This is a genomic window from Streptomyces verrucosisporus, from assembly GCF_017114865.1.
Taxonomy (GTDB): domain Bacteria; phylum Actinomycetota; class Actinomycetes; order Streptomycetales; family Streptomycetaceae; genus Streptomyces; species Streptomyces fenghuangensis.
In genome coordinates, this window is the sequence record NZ_JADEYH010000011.1 from 69,626 (window position 1) to 84,005 (window position 14,380).

Consider the following 14,380-nt stretch of genomic DNA (forward strand, 5'->3'; position numbering starts at 1 on the left):
GAGCTTGCGTCCGGGAAGGCACCGGCCCCCGCCGGGGCGCTCCGGGCGGACCGGCGGCGCCATGACGTGAGACGTTGTGCGCCCCGGCGCGCGCTCCCCTCGCCCGGCGGCCCGCGGGACCCGCCCGCGCGCGCCCCGGCGTACGCCGGAACCGGCCATGATCCGCCGGCCGACAGGGCCCGATCGCGCGGCCCGGCCCCCGGCGGGCCCGTCCCGGTGGCCCCACCGGCCCCTGCCGTACCGCAGCCGGCCCGTCCCTGGCCGTCGGTGCGGCCGGACCGTTCCGCCCAGGAGCAGGAGCCCCCCGGACGTTTCCCGGAGGCGCCGTGTCACCCCCCTGCGGCATGATGACCGCACGACCACAGTGCGAACTCATCGGCTGGCGGGGGGAGTTGGGCCATGGGATATGTGCTGCCCGAGGGCGCCGACGCGATGCTCGACATCATCGGCGTGGGCTGGCCCAACGTCGACGAGGACGACTACCGCGACATGGCCAAGGAGCTGCGGGACTTCGCCGACGACGTCGACGAGGACGCCCAGGCCGCGCACAAGGGCATGGAGCGGCTGATCTCCTCCGGGCAGAGCGAGGCGCTGAGCGCGCTGAACGGCTACTGGGGCAAGGTCAACGGCAAGCACATGAAGGATCTGGGCGATGCCGCCCGGGTGCTGGCCGACGCGCTGGACGGGGCGGCCGGTCTGATCGCGGGCCGCAAGGCCGTGGCGGTCGGCGAGCTGATCGCGCTGGCCGCCTCCATCGGCATCGGACTGGCCGCCGCCCCGTTCACCGCCGGACTGTCCACCCTGCTGAGCGCGGGCGCGATCCAGGCGTGCCGCATCGCGGTCAAGCGGGCGCTGAAGGAGGCCGCCGACCTGGCGGTGGAGGAGATCGTCACCGCGATGTCCGAGCCGGCGGTGGCCGCGCTGGAGAACATGGCCGCCGAGCTGGTGGTGCAGCTGGCCGCCAACGGACTGGGCACCCAGGACGGCGTCGACATGGACAAGGTCGGCGACGCGGGCAAGGAGGGACTCCAGCAGGGATGGAACCTGGCCTCCGCCGACGGCGGACCGCCGGTCCCGCCGCGCCTGGGCGGGCTGATCGGCACCCTGGACATCGACGAGGACGAGCACGACCGGGCCGCGACCAAGCTCAACACCGCCGCCGGCTCCCTCAACGGCCGCACCTCCGGCAAGCTGGGCAAGGCGCGCGGGCACCAGGGCCGCACCCGCGGCCGGGACGAGATCGCCGACCTCGTCAACGAGGTCGCCGACCGGGGCATGGACGCCCTGGAGAAGGCCACCAGACAGCTCGGCGACCACCTCGGCGGCGCCCTGCCCAAGGGCGTGCGCGGCATCGCCGACTCCCACAAGGACAACGACCGCCGCACCAAGGACTCCTTCGACAGGATCAAGACCGGCGACGGCACCGACGACGGCGGCAGGAGGGGCGGTGGGCCGGGAGGAGGCGGGCCGCGCCGCGACGGCGACACCCCCGCCGCCCGCACCCGGCCCGACTCGCTGCGCACGGTGAAGTCCGATCCGCGCACCAACGGCATCCCGCTGGACAGGAAGACCTGTCTGAACGATCCCGTCGACGTGGCCACCGGCGAGATGATCCTGGCCCAGACCGACCTGGAACTGCCGGGCGTCCTGCCGCTGGTGCTGCGCCGCACCCATCTGTCGAACTACCGGTGGGGCCGGTGGTTCGGCCGCTCCTGGGCCTCCACTCTGGACGAGCGGCTGCACGTCGACGGCGACGGCACGGTGGTGTGGGCGCGTGAGGACGGCTCGGCGCTGACGTATCCGCGGGTGCCGGGGGCCGGCGGGGAGCCGGTGTGGCCGATGGAGGGTCCGCGGCTGCCGCTGGCCCGCACCGCCGGCGAGCCGGGCATCCTCTTCGCGGTCACCGATCCGCACACCGGCATCACCCGGTGCTTCGCCCGGGCCGAACTGCCGGAGAGCGTCTTCGACGCCCCGGCCTTCTGCCACCTGGCCGCGGTCGAGGACCGCAACGGCAACCGCGTGGAGATCGCCCGCGGCGCCGACGGCACGCCCGAGGCGGTGGTCCACTCCGGCGGCTACCAGGTCCAGGTCACCACCACCCGCCCGGACGGAGGCGGTCCGGTGCGGGTGGCGGGCCTGGCCCTGCGCACCCCGAACGGGCCGGTGACGGTCCTCTCCTACGGCTTCGATGCGGCCGGGAACCTGGACGCGGTGGTCAACTCCTCCGGCCGGGCCCTGCGCTTCTCCTACGACCGGGACGCACGGATCACCTCCTGGACCGACCGCAACGACTCCGCCTTCGAATACGCCTACGACGACGCCGGCCGCGTGGTGCGCACCACCGGCCCCGACGGCTTCCTCTCCTCCACCTTCGAATACACCGCGAACGAGGCCGGGAACCAGGTCACCCGCTACACCGACTCCACCGGCGCCGTCACCGCCCTGGAGATCAACGGCCTGCGCCAGGTCACCGCCCGTACCGACCCGGCCGGCCACACCGTCCGCCAGACCTGGGACGACCGGGACAACCTGCTGACCCGCACCGACGGACTGGGCCGCACCACGACCTGGGCGTACGACGAGGCGGGCAACGTCACCGCGATCACCCTGCCCGACGGCAGCACCGCCACCGCCCGCCACAACGACCTCAACCTCCCCGTCGAGATCACCGGCCCCGACGGCGGCATCTGGCGTCAGGGATGGGACGAGCGCGGCAACCACATCTCCCTCACCGCGCCCGACGGCGCGACCACGGCCTTCACCCACGACAGCACCGGTGCTCCGGTGACCGTCACCGACCCGGCGGGCGCCGCTCAGCACGTGACGAACGACTCCGCCGGACTGCCGCTGACGGTCACCGATGCGGCCGGTCACACCACCACCGTCACCCGCGACGCGTTCGGCCGACCCGTCGCCGTCACCGACCCCCTCGGCGCGGTCACCCGCCTGGAGTGGACGGTCGAGGGGAAACCGGCCCGCCGCACCGCCCCGGACGGCACCACCGAGTCCTGGACCTGGGACGGCGAGGGCAACTGCACCTCCCACACCGATCCGAACGGCGGCACCACCCGCTTCGAGCACACCCACTTCGACCGGCTCGCCGCCCGCACCGGCCCGGACGGGGCACGCTACGAGTTCGCCCACGACACCGAGCTGCGCCTCACCCAGGTCACCAACCCCCAGGGACTGAACTGGAATTACACCTACGACCGGGCCGGCCGGCTGGTGTCCGAGACCGACTTCGACGGCCGCACCGTCGCCTACGCCCACGACGCGGCCGGGCGCCTGACGGCCCGTACCACTCCGCTCGGCCACGAGATCCGCTACGAACACGACGTCCTCGGCCGCCTGGTGGCCAAGGACGCCGACGGCGCCCGCACCGAGTACTCCTACGACGCCGCAGGACGCCCCGCAGGCGCCGCCTCGCCCACCTCCAGCCTCACCGTGGAGCGCGACATCCTCGGTCGGGTCCTGGCCGAGACGATCGACGGCCGCACCACCCGCTACACCTATGACGCCCTGGGCCGCCGTACCTCCCGCACCACCCCCACCGGCGCGGTCACCGAACTGGCCTACGACACGGCGGGCAACCGCACCGCCCTGACCGCCTCCGGCCACCCCCTCGCCTTCACCCACGACGCGCTCGGACGTGAGCTGGAACGCTCCTTCGGCGCCACCGACCGGCCCGTCACCCTGGCCACCGCCTTCGACGCCCTGGGCCGCCCCACCGAACAGACCCTGGCCGCCCAGGGCCGCACCCTGCGCTCCCGCGGCTACGCCTACCGTCCCGACGGCCACCTCACCGCCGTCACCGATCACCTCACCGGCACCACCCGCCACTACGGCCTCGACCCGGTCGGCCGGCCCCTGACCGTCACCGCCGAGGACTGGACCGAGACCTACGCCTACGACACGGCGGGCAACCAGACCTCCGCCTCCTGGCCCGACGCCGCCCCGCACCCCGAGGCCCGCGGCGAACGCACCTACGACGGCACCCGCATCACCCAGGCCGGCCGTATCCGCTACACCCACGACGCGGCCGGCCGCACCGTCCTGCGCCAGAAGACCCGCCTGTCCCGCAAACCCGAAACCTGGCGCTACGAGTGGGACGCCGAGGACCGCCTGGTCTCCTGCACCACCCCCGACGGCACGGTGTGGCGCTACCGCTACGACCCGCTGGGCCGCCGCACCGCCAAGCAGCGCCTGACCGCCGACGGCGAGGTCGCCGAGGAGACCCTGTTCACCTGGGACGGCACCCGCCTGGCCGAGGAGTCCAACACCGCCACCCACACGGTGCTGACCTGGGACCACGACGGCCACCGCCCCCTGGCCCAGACCGAACGCCTCCTCGACCCCGGAGATCAGGCCGAGATCGACCGGCGGTTCTTCGCCATCGTCACCGACCTGGCCGGTACCCCCACCGAACTCGTCGACGAGACCGGCACCGTCGCCTGGCACACCCGCACCACCCTGTGGGGCACCACCACCTGGAACCGCGACGCCACCGCCTACACACCCCTGCGGTTCCCCGGCCAGTACGCCGACCCCGAGACCGGCCTGCACTACAACCACTTCCGCCACTACGACCCCGACACCGGCCGCTACACCACCCCCGACCCCCTCGGCCTGGCCCCCGCCCCCAACCCGGTCGCCTACGTCCACAACCCCCACACCTGGACCGACCCCCTCGGCCTCGCACCCGACTGCGAGAACGGGGACGTCGTGACCGTCTACCGTAAACAGACCGACCACCCGCTGAGTCAGCGAGTACACATTGGAGACAACGGCGAGGTGACGATCACAGGGAACGGAAAGCTCTACGTGAACATGAGCGGAGACATCAGGCACACCACCGAGTTCCGCGGTGACGGGGGACAGATCGTCGCCTTCGACGTTCCCCGGGCGTACCGTGATGCCGTCAAAGCCGACGCCCTGCCCCAGGACAAGGACGAGCACCCGGACGGCTCCGCGTTCACCCGACAGGAGTGGAAGCAACTCCTCAAGGAGTACCCCGAGATCTCCGACCCCACCAAGGGGCCGGATCTCTACGGGATTCCGAACAATCTCCTCGGCCAACTCAGGAATTCCGTTGTCCCCGGCTCGGGACGCGTAATTCAAGAAGGATGATTCTCACCCGATGATGCACAGCGAGGAAAGTCTGGAGGCGGAGGCGGAGCGTCTTCGGCGCCGCCCTGCCGCCGAATCGGCTCCCCCCGTCCTCTCCGAGTTCACGGTGGACCTCCCCGGTGATCCGGACCGGTACGCCGAGCGTCTTCGCTCGGTCCTGTCGGCCGCGGTGAACCTGGGGATCGCCGCCGACTTCGAGCAGGAGGAACTTCCCACCGAGGGCGTACCGGGCTGGTTCGCGGCGGTCTGCGCACCGGGCGGTGAAGGGGTCCCGGATTTCGCCGGGGATGGTCGTGGCGCGTACGAGTCCCACACCCAGAGCAGGCCGTGGTCACTCCAGAACTGGCTCTACCGGTTCGACCCCGATGACGACTCCAGGGGGTGGCAGTGGTGGGACGTCACACGGGCCGGTCCCTCACACGTGCACATCTGGGTCGACAGTTGGGGCGAGTCCTTCTTCGGATGCCAGGAGTTGCGCTGGGCCGCGTACACGGCCGGCGCCCTGCGCGTCGACGGGCCCGTCGTCCGGCGTTCCAGTGCCTGGGCGGAGGGAACGCCGGTATGACGTCCGGGGGAAGGCCCACGGAGGCACCGCTGCCTGTGGCGGAGCGGCAGGTGAGAGCGCGTTTCACGGAGGAGACCATCACGGTGTACCAGGCGTACGCGCCGGCGATAGCCGATGCCGCGCTCGCCACCGGCACGTTCGTGGCCCCTTTCAAACGTGAGCGGATGACGTGGATCAAGCCGTCGTTCCTGTGGATGATGTACCGCTCCGGTTGGGCCACCAAGCCGGGCCAGGAGAGGGTCCTCGCCATCGAGATGACGAGGGAGGGGTTCGAGTGGGCACTCGCTCATTCGAGTCTCAGCCACTACGCGCCGAAGGTCCACGCCGATGTGGGGGCGTGGAAGGAGCAGCTGAGGGCCAGTCCCGTGAGGGTCCAGTGGGATCCGGAACGTTCGATCACGCTTCAACCCCTGCCGTACCGCGCCATTCAGATCGGTCTGTCGGGCGAAGCCGTGGAACGGTATGTGGAGAAGTGGATCGTCCGGATCTCGGATATCACCGACTCCGCTCGGGCGATTCACCGTGATGTCACGGCCGATCGCCTGGACCAGGCGTCGGCCGGACTCCCACGGGAGATCCCGTACCCGCTGCCTGAGGGCATACGCGAACGCATCGGCGGCACGCTCGGGTAGCCCTCCCGCACGACGGTGTCATCGCCTCACACACCAGCACCACCAAGAAGCACGGCATGAAGATCCCCGAAACCCACCCCGCCGTCTCGGATGCGTTGAGACGAGCGGAGAACGAGATCTCGGCGAAGGGCCTGGACAAGGGAATCGGCCACGGGAAATGCGCCGAAGTCCCCCTCATATCAGACCGACTGCACCAACTCGACCCCGACGGGTCGAAGATCCGCACGGTGGAGGATGCACGAGAGGCCCTCAAAGGAGCCATGGTCCACAGTCAGCAGATAGGCGACATCCAGACACGGGACGGCACGATATCCCACGGGGACTGCAAACCGCCGTGCACATCCTGTGAACACATGCTTCCCGTTCTCGGAGTGAAGGCCCACAGGTGAGGAAAGTGGAAAGGGCGGAAGGCCGATGAGTTCCTCTTCGGGACGGCAGGCCGCAGAAGCATGGCTTCGCCTGTACGGGTGGTCTCCGGAACGTGACATCGGGGCCGAGGCGGATGAACTCATTCGAAAAGCCCGGGAACAGGCGGCGGAACACGGGGCCTCCTGGTCTCCCTCGGAGCATGCGTACAGCTTCGTCCGGAATTACGGAGGCCTCAAGATCCTCCTCCACGAGAGTCCGGAGAACCATTTCTTCGCGGACCCCGGATTTCCCTATAAGGGGGGCGCCGAGGAGATCGAGGAGCTTTCCCGGGAAATCGGGGAAAAAGTCTTCCCGTTGGGGTATGACTCCTATGACGGTGCCGTCATGGTGGCGGACGAGAAAGGACGCTTCTTCGTCGTACACCACACAGGGAACTACTATCTGGCCGACGACTCGCTACAGGCCCTCTGGAATTTCAAAAAGAGCGACGTCCAGGATGCGGAGGATTTCTATGTCTGACGGCGTCCCCCGCGTCGCCGCCTCCCTGCTCGTCCGGGGCACGGTCGTGAGCCAGACGAACCCGACCGGGGACGGGCGGCCCGAACTTCATCCGGCGGTCCGGGAGTTCTTCGACGCGCTCCCCCCTGAGTAACGGGAGCCGTTCATCGGCTACTGCGCCGAGTCCGCGCTCGTCTCCGACCAGTTGTGGCGCCTGGACCAGGAGCGCGCGGACGGCCGTACGACCACCCTCGACGAGGCGCTCCCGCACTTCGAGGGCTCGGCGATCATGTCCCGGAAGATCCGCGAGCAGGGCGATCCCGAGCACGGGCAGCCGACCCCGCCATGCCGTTCGTGCACGGCACTCCTGGAGAGGCTGTCCGTGCAGATCCTGAGCGCGTGAGGGCAGCTCCCGTGGACCTCGTGGACGCCATGGAACCCGTGGAGGAGCACCCGGCACTGCGGGCCGGTGGCTGGAGCCCCGGCCGGGACGTACAGGATCAGGCGATGACGGCGCTGCTGGAAGTGCTGAGCATGGTCTCCCCGGCTTCGGGCCCGCACCCGGCCCGGTGGGAACTCTTCCCCGCGGCGGAGCGGGCGCTCCGGGAGTTCCACGGCCTGCGCATACCGCCCGCCGAGGCGGGGAGGGACTGCGCGGCCACCGGGGCCGTCATCGATCCGGCTCTGGCCCGGCACGCCCACCGGGCGTTCGGTGAGCCGGCCGAGGCGCTCGGCGTACGGCTCTTCCCCTTCGGCCGCACGGACGGCGACTCGCTGCTCGCCGTGGACGAGGCGGGCCGCCTGTTCGCCGTGGACCACGGCGGATGGTGGCTGCTGGGCGACTCTCCGGGTGCCGGGCTCGAAGCGCTGGCGCACGGGCACGCGCCGCACCGCCTGGAGAACCGCCGATGGCGGTGGCCGATTCCCCGCGACGGGGACGGCCCGGTGGCCGAGGCGCTGCGTACGGCCATGACCGCCGTCTACGTCCTGCACCGCCACGGCGTCCGCAGCGCCAGGACGCTGGGCGTCCGCGTCACGGCGCTGCGCGGCTTCGGAGCCGTGTCCTTCGACGAGCGGTTCGACCTGCACCCCACCTCGTTGGAGGAGAACGCCGGTCTCCTGGCTCGGGAGGTATCCGGCTCTCTGGGGAAGGCCGGGGCCACCCTGCGCGGGGCGGAACTCGCCGTCTCGGTGCTCCCGCCGCCGGACACGGCGATGACCCTGGCCTCGGTCGACTGCCGGATCCGCGTGGACGGCTCGGCGGACGCCGCGCCCCTCGCACTCGATCTGGCCGCCGGCCCCGGGGCGTCCGTCAGCACCGCCGGTGCGGCCGTGTCGGCCGCCGCCCGCGCCTTCGGCGCCTGGGCGGATGCCTGAACAAGGCAGGGCAGACTCTTCCAGCCGCCGCACGGCGACGCGTCCCGCGCCCAGCCGGGGCCGGGCACGGGAGTGCGGGCCGCTGGAGGTCAGTGACCCGCTGTGCGCGACAGGAAGTCGGCCCACGCGCCGGGCGCGAAGGCGAGCTGCGGGCCCTGTATGTCCTTGGAGTCGCGGACACGGATGGCGCCAGGGGTGGCCGCGACCTCGACGCAGTCGTTGTTGTCGCTGCCGCTGTAGCTGCTCTTGACCCAGTTCGGCGCGGAACCGTCTCCGGCGGAGGGCTTGAGCGTCATGTGATCTCTCCCAGCAGTTTCTCGATGAAGGCCGAGGACTCCCGTGGGCTGAGAGCCTGGGCGCGGATGATGCCATACCGCAGCTCAAGCACCTGGACTTCCTTGGGGTCGGAGACCAGGTGGGTGATTAGCTGCGCCTCGGAGTACGCCACCGCTGTGCCGTCCTTCAGCTTCAACACCTGAAGCTGACCTCCCATCCCTGCGTGGTCTTCACGATCCAACGGCATCACCTGGACCTCGACGTGCCTCAACTGGCCGATGTCCAGAAGGTGTTCGAGCTGGCGGCGCAGCACCATTCTGCCCCCGAGTGGGCGTCGAAGCGTCGCCTCGTCCAGGACAAAGCCCAGTGTGGGAGTGGGCGTCCGCTCGAAGATCCTCTGTCGAGCCATGCGCGCCGCCACGTGCCGTTCGAGATCATCCTTGGAGTAGGCGGGTCGCCGCATGTTGAACAGCGCCCTTGCGTACTCCTCCGTCTGCAACAAGCCGTGGATGTTGTGGCTGCCGTAAGCACCCAACTCAACGGCGTCGGCCTCCAACCTGGCCAGATCCCGCACCTTCTTCGGGTAGCGGGCCTCCTCCACGTCCTTCTTCATCGCGGCGAGCTTGCCGCTCGCGCCCACGACCTCGTCCGCCTTGCCCAGGAAGTCCGGGTGCGGCAGCCGCTTGGCGCGCTCGACGGCCGAGACCATGCCCAGGCTGTAGCCGATGGCGTCGCCCAGCTCCTGCTGCGTCAGGCCCGCACCTTCTCGCCACAGCTTGATCTGGCGGCCGGCGGCCTTCACCACCGGTGCGTACTCGTCGTCCCAGTCGGGTTCCCAGGACGTGCCGTCCGCGCCGTCCGTGGTGTGGATCCCGCGTGTCGCGCCGTTGTCGTCCACAGCCATGTGCACCAACCCCTCCGTGTTCGCCGTGCCCGTGTCCAACAGCGCCCGAAACGAAGCCGTCACGCCGTACAAGCCGCACAGTCGCGGCCCGCACTCGCACAGCCACTCCCCGTTCAAGCGCCGTAACCAAGAGTCACATTAGGCACGGAGAGTCCGCCAACGCACTCATTCGGCGGAAAATCCCTCGAACAGGAAATTCCACTTCATACAGTCGTTCCGTCGGAGACGACGGGAGGGCGAAGCCCCCGTTCAGAGGGTCACCGAGATGAGCCCAAAAGCCGCCAGTACTTGATCTCGGAGTCGGGTGATCACCGGCCGTCCAGTGGATGCCGGTTCCCGAAGCCTGACGAGCACCCGGAGATGGTGGTCGACTTCGTCCGCCGCACGGTGGAGCTGTCGGAGGGGACCGTGCCGTTGTGGGCGACGGGTCGGCCCGCTCCACCACCGGGTCAGTCCGGCTCGATACCGAGTGGTCCAGCGGGATCGGCGTTCCGGATGCGTTCCTCGGTCCAGTACTCCCGGGCCCGCTCCCTCTCCTCCTCGGGCACCCGGTGCTCGACGATGCGGCCGCTGGGATCACGGTGCGCGGTGTAGGCCGTCGCAGCGCCCGCGACGACTGCCCCGATGCCCACTGTCAGCAGAATCGCAACGCAAGCCTTCCGCAGGCTTCCATGCCTGCCGTTCCGACGTTCTCCCACGCCTGCCACTTTCGACATCCTCCGCTGGAGACCTTCCCGTGACCGTAACCGCACACTGCCCGCCGAACGGGCTCGTGCACGGTAGGCGGTGAGACGTCGAGTTCTCGGTCGGCGATACCGCGCATCCGCGTCGAGCACGGCACCGGCGCCGTCGCCCGACACGTCACCGAACGCGACCCCGCCGCCCGCCGGAAGCGCCGACGCCTCCGAGATCAACTGTTGCCGGCTTCCGGGTTCACTTCGACGAGGCCCCTGCCCGTCGCGCCGGTGGACTCGTCCACCAGTGCTTCGGACAGGGGCCTCGCCGGTCGGCGTCCCCTACCGGGTCACGCCCTTACGAGTAGTTCCAGCGCTGCCCGTCGGCGCGCTGCTTGCAGTAGATGATCCGGCCGGCGGAGTTGTGCGTCTGCATACCGAGGTGCTTGTTGGCGCAGAACTGGCCTGCCTGGTAGCAGTTGCCCGCCGGGGAGGTCAGTTCGCACTGGCCGTTCCACTGGGCGGCACCGCCGGAACCACCCGAACCACCCGAGGAGCCCGAGGAGCCGGAACCGCCGCCGGTGGAACCCGAACCTCCAGTGGAACCACTGGCGGCCGGAGGCGGCGGCGGGGTGTAGTCGGGGTCGTTCTTGCGGTCCTTGTAGGTGCCCTTGCCCGACGGGCAGGAGCCGCCCTCGACCAGGGTCAGCTTCGCCTCGGTGTCCGGCTTGGCGTCCTTGCCCGCCGAGGGCGACTGGAAGCAGACCTTGTAGCCTTCCGGGTCCTCCTCCACGTCGGAGGCGGAGATGGAGACGTCCTTGTACGCCGACTCGACGTCGATCTCGTCCTCGTCGACGCCCACCTTGGCCAGTGCCTTGACGGCCTTGGCGTAGACCTTGCCGGTGACGTCGGGAATCCGGGGCCAGGCGAGCGGGCCGCCGTCCTTCTTCGGGCAGAGAGCGCCCTCCCGGACGGCCCCGTAGTCGACGGTGCCGTAGCCGATCTCCTCGAAACACACCTTCCATTTCCCGGAAGGCTCGGCGTCGCCCTTGTTGGCGTTGTGGACGGAGACCTCGTAACCGGCCTCCTCTGCGGCCTCCCTGGCCGCTTCGAGGGCCTCGCCCTTCTGGGAGGAGATGCTCTCCGGCTCCGCCGTCACGGTGGCGGTCGCCGTCGCCGTGACGGTGACGGTCTCCTTCGGTTCCGCCCCGGCGTCGGCGTCCGAGCAGGCCCCGAGCAGAAAAGCGCCGAAGACTCCGAAGGCGATGAACCTCCCGCGGATCGCGGCACGGCCCCCCGCCCGCTTTCCCCGCCCCGGAAGACTCCGGATCATCCGCCGACCATGTGCTTGTCGTCCGCGCGATATGTTCCGCGCAGCGTGAAACAACGTCATCCCGCCCCCCTGGCAGTGCCGTTCGTGCCGCGAATGCTAGCCGCGCGGGGCCGCCGGGGCGGGCGATACGCAAAACCGGTTCTCCGCCCGTGACGGGTGTCTGGGCCGAATGCCGCGCACAGCGGGGCGGGAAGGCTCGCCCCTCACGCACCGGCCGCACAAGCCCGCACAAGAGCCGAACAGGATTCCCCTGAGCAGGAGTCAGGTATGGCCGGGGCGGATGCGGGCGGACACGCTGGGTGACGTGACTCCAGAGACCACCCGCACCGAGAGGCCCGCCCCGGCCCCCGCCTCCGCCCCCACCCGGGAGCTCGCCGTGCTCCTGTCCTCGACCCGCCGGGGAGCCCGGCTGGCCCGGCTCCTGACCGTCGCGCACCTGGCCGACCAGGGGCTGCCCACCGAGACGGCCGCGCAGATCACCGCCGAGCTGGCGGGCAACGCCGTCCTGCACGGGCGCGTGCCCGGCCGTGATTTCCGGCTGGGCCTGCGCGTCACCGGGGACGGCGGTGACGTCGGCGGCGTCACGCTGCGCATCGAGGTGTCCGACGCACGCGGCGACCGCCTCCCGGCCGCGCCCGGCCCGTCGGCGCCCGAGGACGCGGAGGGCGGGCGCGGGCTGCTGCTCGTCGAGGCGCTGGCCGACCGCTGGGGCGTGGAGAGCTGGCCGCCGCCGCGCAAGACGGTCTGGGCCGAACTCGACCTCCGCCCCTGATCCCGGCGGCGCCCGCGAAACTGCCGCTCAGGCGACGGAGGAGTGGCCGGGCGGGGCGTTCCCGCCGGACGGGCCGTCGCCGTCGCGGCGCGGGGCGAAGACGAACGCCGACTCGTCACCGTCCAACTCGGCGGCCGGCGAGGCGTCCAGTGCCTTGGTCAGGCGGGTCGGCAGAGGCAGGGTCGGCACCGAGTCGCCCCCCCTCGATGGTGGAGATCCGCTGCTGGGTCATTCCGGCACGTCTGGCCAACTCGGTCTGCGAGAAACCGAGTTCGGTACGCCGGTCGTAGACCGCCCGGCCGAGCGCGAACGCGTGCCCGGCCTCGGCGTAGGCCGGGGACTCCTCGACCGCCTCGCCCAGGAGCCTTCTGGTCCGGCGGGTCCTCCACCGCGCGTGGTTCACAGTCCGTCCTCCTCGGTCCGGTCACGGGTGTGCCCGGCGGGGCCCGTCCACCGGCTCGCGGGAAAGCACGTTGCGGTGGGTGGAGACCCGGCGGGGCACGGCGTCAGAAGCATCAAAGGACCGGAGAGAGAACCCCACCCAACCCAACCGGACCCCGTCACTCGTACGGGTGAGCCGAGGGGCCGGACCGGCGTGGCGGCCGACTCCCCGGCATAGGCTCGCCGCGACAGGCACCAGCGAGCACTGCGGGACACCGCAGAGCACCACGCATCACCGCCGCCACCGCAGACATGCGACGGCCCCCGCCGGGACGGCCATCCCGGACGAGGGCCTGACCACCGAGGAAGTAGGGCTTCCCAGATGGCTGAGCCGCAGCCTAGCGCGCCGCCGCGCGCGCCGTCCGCCGTTCCGGGCGGCGGCGTCGTCCACGTCACCGCCCGGCACACCGAGCGCTTCACCGTCGTCGGCAACCACCTCGCCCAGCACCGCGAGCTGTCGCTGACCGCGATCGGGCTGGGCGTCCACATCCAGTCGCTGCCCGACGGCGCGCGGGTGGACATCCGCACCCTCGCCGCCCGCTTCGCCGAGGGCGAGACGCGGATCGCGGCCGCCTTGCGGGAGTTGGAGGCGCACGGCTATCTGTCGCGCAAGCGGGAGCGGCTGCCGAGCGGGCGGGTGGTCACCCGCACGGTGTCCTACGACAACCCGGCGGCGGTACGGGCGGGGCAGGCCGAGCGGGTGCGGCCGTCCCGGCCGCCCGTACGCCTGCCGGAGCCCCGGCCGACCCCGGCCCCGGCCCCCGCCGCCGAGCCGACGCCCGTGCCCGCGCCCGTGGCGGCGCCGCCTCCCCCACCCCCGCCGCCGCTGCCGCAGCCGCGCACCACCGGCAACCCGGTGCGCGAGCGGGCCGCCACCGCCATCCTGGCCGAGCTGCGGCGCGACGACCCCCGCCTGCTGCTCTCCGAACGGGACGTGACGCGCCTGGCCCCCGCCGTGACGGCCTGGCTGGAGCGCGGGGCCGCACCCGACGCCGTACGCCGCACCCTGGCCGCCGACCTGCCCGCGGAGCCGCTGCGCCACCCGGCCGCGCTGCTCGCCCACCGCCTCACCGCGCTGCTGCCGCCGCATCTCCCGGCCGCACCGCCGCCCGCGCCCCGGCCCCCGCGACCGGACCCGCTCCGGAACTGCGACGGCTGCGACCGCGCCTTCCGCTCCCCCGCCCCCGGCCTGTGCCGCGACTGCCGCGAGGCCCGTGCCACCGCCCCACCACCCCTGGCCGCATGACCGGGGAGTACAAGCGGCGCCGCCCCCGCGCCGAGGCACGGCCGCACCACTTCGAGCAGGCCCGGCAGTGGGACGAGGAGGGGTTCCGGCAGCGCCACGCCACCAGGAAGGATCTGATCACCTCGTGTGCCGAAACCCCGCCCGCTGCCGGCGGCCGTCACTAGGG

The 14,380-nt window shown here is 71.4% G+C and carries 17 protein-coding genes; 11 read left to right on the plus strand and 6 right to left on the minus strand.

Annotation, left to right across the window (positions count from 1 at the left end; all coding sequences use genetic code 11):
• The first annotated feature begins 399 nt into the window (after positions 1-399).
• The 8 genes from IQ279_RS28495 to IQ279_RS14320 are packed head-to-tail and all read left to right on the plus strand — an operon-like array spanning position 400 to position 8,568.
• Positions 400-5,127 carry a DUF6531 domain-containing protein gene (locus tag IQ279_RS28495; RefSeq protein WP_206348904.1) on the plus strand — a complete coding sequence of 1,576 codons (4,728 nt, stop codon included), beginning with the start codon at positions 400-402 and terminating at the stop codon, positions 5,125-5,127.
• A 10-nt stretch (positions 5,128-5,137) separates the two neighbouring features.
• Positions 5,138-5,692, plus strand: a complete 555-nt coding sequence (locus IQ279_RS14295) for a hypothetical protein (protein WP_206348905.1) — start codon at positions 5,138-5,140, stop codon at positions 5,690-5,692.
• Positions 5,689-6,324: a DUF4291 domain-containing protein gene (locus IQ279_RS14300; protein ID WP_206348906.1), complete on the plus strand. Its 636-nt coding sequence runs from the start codon at positions 5,689-5,691 to the stop codon at positions 6,322-6,324. The genes IQ279_RS14295 and IQ279_RS14300 overlap by 4 nt, the downstream gene beginning before the upstream one ends.
• 20 nt (positions 6,325-6,344) lie before the next feature.
• Positions 6,345-6,713, plus strand: coding sequence for a YwqJ-related putative deaminase (locus tag IQ279_RS14305; protein ID WP_307792356.1), 369 nt, complete (start codon positions 6,345-6,347; stop codon positions 6,711-6,713).
• Positions 6,714-6,738: 25 nt separating this feature from the next.
• Entirely contained in the window at positions 6,739-7,212 is a 474-nt protein-coding gene (locus tag IQ279_RS14310; RefSeq protein ID WP_206348907.1) for an SUKH-3 domain-containing protein, read from the plus strand.
• Complete coding sequence (locus tag IQ279_RS28500) at positions 7,205-7,345, plus strand: hypothetical protein (RefSeq protein ID WP_277402545.1); 141 nt, start codon at positions 7,205-7,207, stop codon at positions 7,343-7,345. The genes IQ279_RS14310 and IQ279_RS28500 overlap by 8 nt, the downstream gene beginning before the upstream one ends.
• 12 nt (positions 7,346-7,357) lie before the next feature.
• Positions 7,358-7,594 (plus strand): YwqJ-related putative deaminase, encoded by a 237-nt coding sequence (locus IQ279_RS28505; protein ID WP_307792357.1) that lies wholly within the window; start codon positions 7,358-7,360, stop codon positions 7,592-7,594.
• Positions 7,591-8,568 carry an SUKH-3 domain-containing protein gene (locus IQ279_RS14320; protein ID WP_307792354.1) on the plus strand — a complete coding sequence of 326 codons (978 nt, stop codon included), beginning with the start codon at positions 7,591-7,593 and terminating at the stop codon, positions 8,566-8,568. Before IQ279_RS28505 ends, IQ279_RS14320 begins: the two co-directional genes overlap by 4 nt.
• 89 nt (positions 8,569-8,657) lie before the next feature.
• Here the strand turns inward: IQ279_RS14320 and IQ279_RS14325 are convergent, their stop codons facing one another.
• The 4 genes from IQ279_RS14325 to IQ279_RS14340 form a co-directional block, all read right to left on the minus strand.
• A complete protein-coding gene (locus IQ279_RS14325; protein ID WP_206348908.1) occupies positions 8,658-8,864 on the minus strand; it encodes a DUF397 domain-containing protein in 207 nt (68 codons plus the stop codon).
• Positions 8,861-9,748, minus strand: coding sequence for a helix-turn-helix domain-containing protein (locus IQ279_RS14330; RefSeq protein ID WP_206348909.1), 888 nt, complete (start codon positions 9,746-9,748; stop codon positions 8,861-8,863). The genes IQ279_RS14325 and IQ279_RS14330 overlap by 4 nt, the downstream gene beginning before the upstream one ends.
• A 449-nt stretch (positions 9,749-10,197) precedes the next feature.
• Positions 10,198-10,380: a hypothetical protein gene (locus IQ279_RS14335; RefSeq protein ID WP_206348910.1), complete on the minus strand. Its 183-nt coding sequence runs from the start codon at positions 10,378-10,380 to the stop codon at positions 10,198-10,200.
• Between the two features lie 400 nt (positions 10,381-10,780).
• Positions 10,781-11,755 carry a PASTA domain-containing protein gene (locus IQ279_RS14340; protein WP_206348911.1) on the minus strand — a complete coding sequence of 325 codons (975 nt, stop codon included), beginning with the start codon at positions 11,753-11,755 and terminating at the stop codon, positions 10,781-10,783.
• A gap of 304 nt (positions 11,756-12,059) precedes the next feature.
• On the opposite strand from IQ279_RS14340, the gene IQ279_RS14345 reads away from it, so the two are divergent.
• Positions 12,060-12,527: an ATP-binding protein gene (locus IQ279_RS14345; protein ID WP_372445134.1), complete on the plus strand. Its 468-nt coding sequence runs from the start codon at positions 12,060-12,062 to the stop codon at positions 12,525-12,527.
• Positions 12,528-12,554: 27 nt separating this feature from the next.
• Here IQ279_RS14345 and IQ279_RS28805 read toward each other — a convergent pair whose 3' ends face one another.
• Complete coding sequence (locus IQ279_RS28805; RefSeq protein ID WP_372445144.1) at positions 12,555-12,716, minus strand: hypothetical protein; 162 nt, start codon at positions 12,714-12,716, stop codon at positions 12,555-12,557.
• A complete protein-coding gene (locus IQ279_RS14350; RefSeq protein ID WP_372445135.1) occupies positions 12,643-12,930 on the minus strand; it encodes a helix-turn-helix domain-containing protein in 288 nt (95 codons plus the stop codon). The genes IQ279_RS28805 and IQ279_RS14350 overlap by 74 nt, the downstream gene beginning before the upstream one ends.
• A gap of 360 nt (positions 12,931-13,290) precedes the next feature.
• Here IQ279_RS14350 and IQ279_RS14355 point away from each other — a divergent pair, with 360 nt between their 5' ends.
• Together IQ279_RS14355 and IQ279_RS14360 are read left to right on the plus strand one after the other, a co-directional pair.
• Positions 13,291-14,214 carry a helix-turn-helix domain-containing protein gene (locus tag IQ279_RS14355; protein WP_206348912.1) on the plus strand — a complete coding sequence of 308 codons (924 nt, stop codon included), beginning with the start codon at positions 13,291-13,293 and terminating at the stop codon, positions 14,212-14,214.
• Positions 14,211-14,378 carry a hypothetical protein gene (locus tag IQ279_RS14360; protein ID WP_206348913.1) on the plus strand — a complete coding sequence of 56 codons (168 nt, stop codon included), beginning with the start codon at positions 14,211-14,213 and terminating at the stop codon, positions 14,376-14,378. Before IQ279_RS14355 ends, IQ279_RS14360 begins: the two co-directional genes overlap by 4 nt.
• The last annotated feature ends 2 nt before the right edge of the window (positions 14,379-14,380 follow it).

Coding starts and splice junctions, on each gene's coding strand:
- IQ279_RS28495 (WP_206348904.1), top strand. CDS start 400: ATGGGATATGTGCTGCCCGAGGGCGCCGACGCGATGCTCGACATCATC.
- IQ279_RS14295 (WP_206348905.1), top strand. CDS start 5,138: ATGATGCACAGCGAGGAAAGTCTGGAGGCGGAGGCGGAGCGTCTTCGG.
- IQ279_RS14300 (WP_206348906.1), top strand. CDS start 5,689: ATGACGTCCGGGGGAAGGCCCACGGAGGCACCGCTGCCTGTGGCGGAG.
- IQ279_RS14310 (WP_206348907.1), top strand. CDS start 6,739: ATGAGTTCCTCTTCGGGACGGCAGGCCGCAGAAGCATGGCTTCGCCTG.
- IQ279_RS28500 (WP_277402545.1), top strand. CDS start 7,205: ATGTCTGACGGCGTCCCCCGCGTCGCCGCCTCCCTGCTCGTCCGGGGC.
- IQ279_RS14325 (WP_206348908.1), bottom strand. CDS start 8,864: ATGACGCTCAAGCCCTCCGCCGGAGACGGTTCCGCGCCGAACTGGGTC.
- IQ279_RS14330 (WP_206348909.1), bottom strand. CDS start 9,748: ATGGCTGTGGACGACAACGGCGCGACACGCGGGATCCACACCACGGAC.
- IQ279_RS14340 (WP_206348911.1), bottom strand. CDS start 11,755: ATGATCCGGAGTCTTCCGGGGCGGGGAAAGCGGGCGGGGGGCCGTGCC.
- IQ279_RS14355 (WP_206348912.1), top strand. CDS start 13,291: ATGGCTGAGCCGCAGCCTAGCGCGCCGCCGCGCGCGCCGTCCGCCGTT.
- IQ279_RS14360 (WP_206348913.1), top strand. CDS start 14,211: ATGACCGGGGAGTACAAGCGGCGCCGCCCCCGCGCCGAGGCACGGCCG.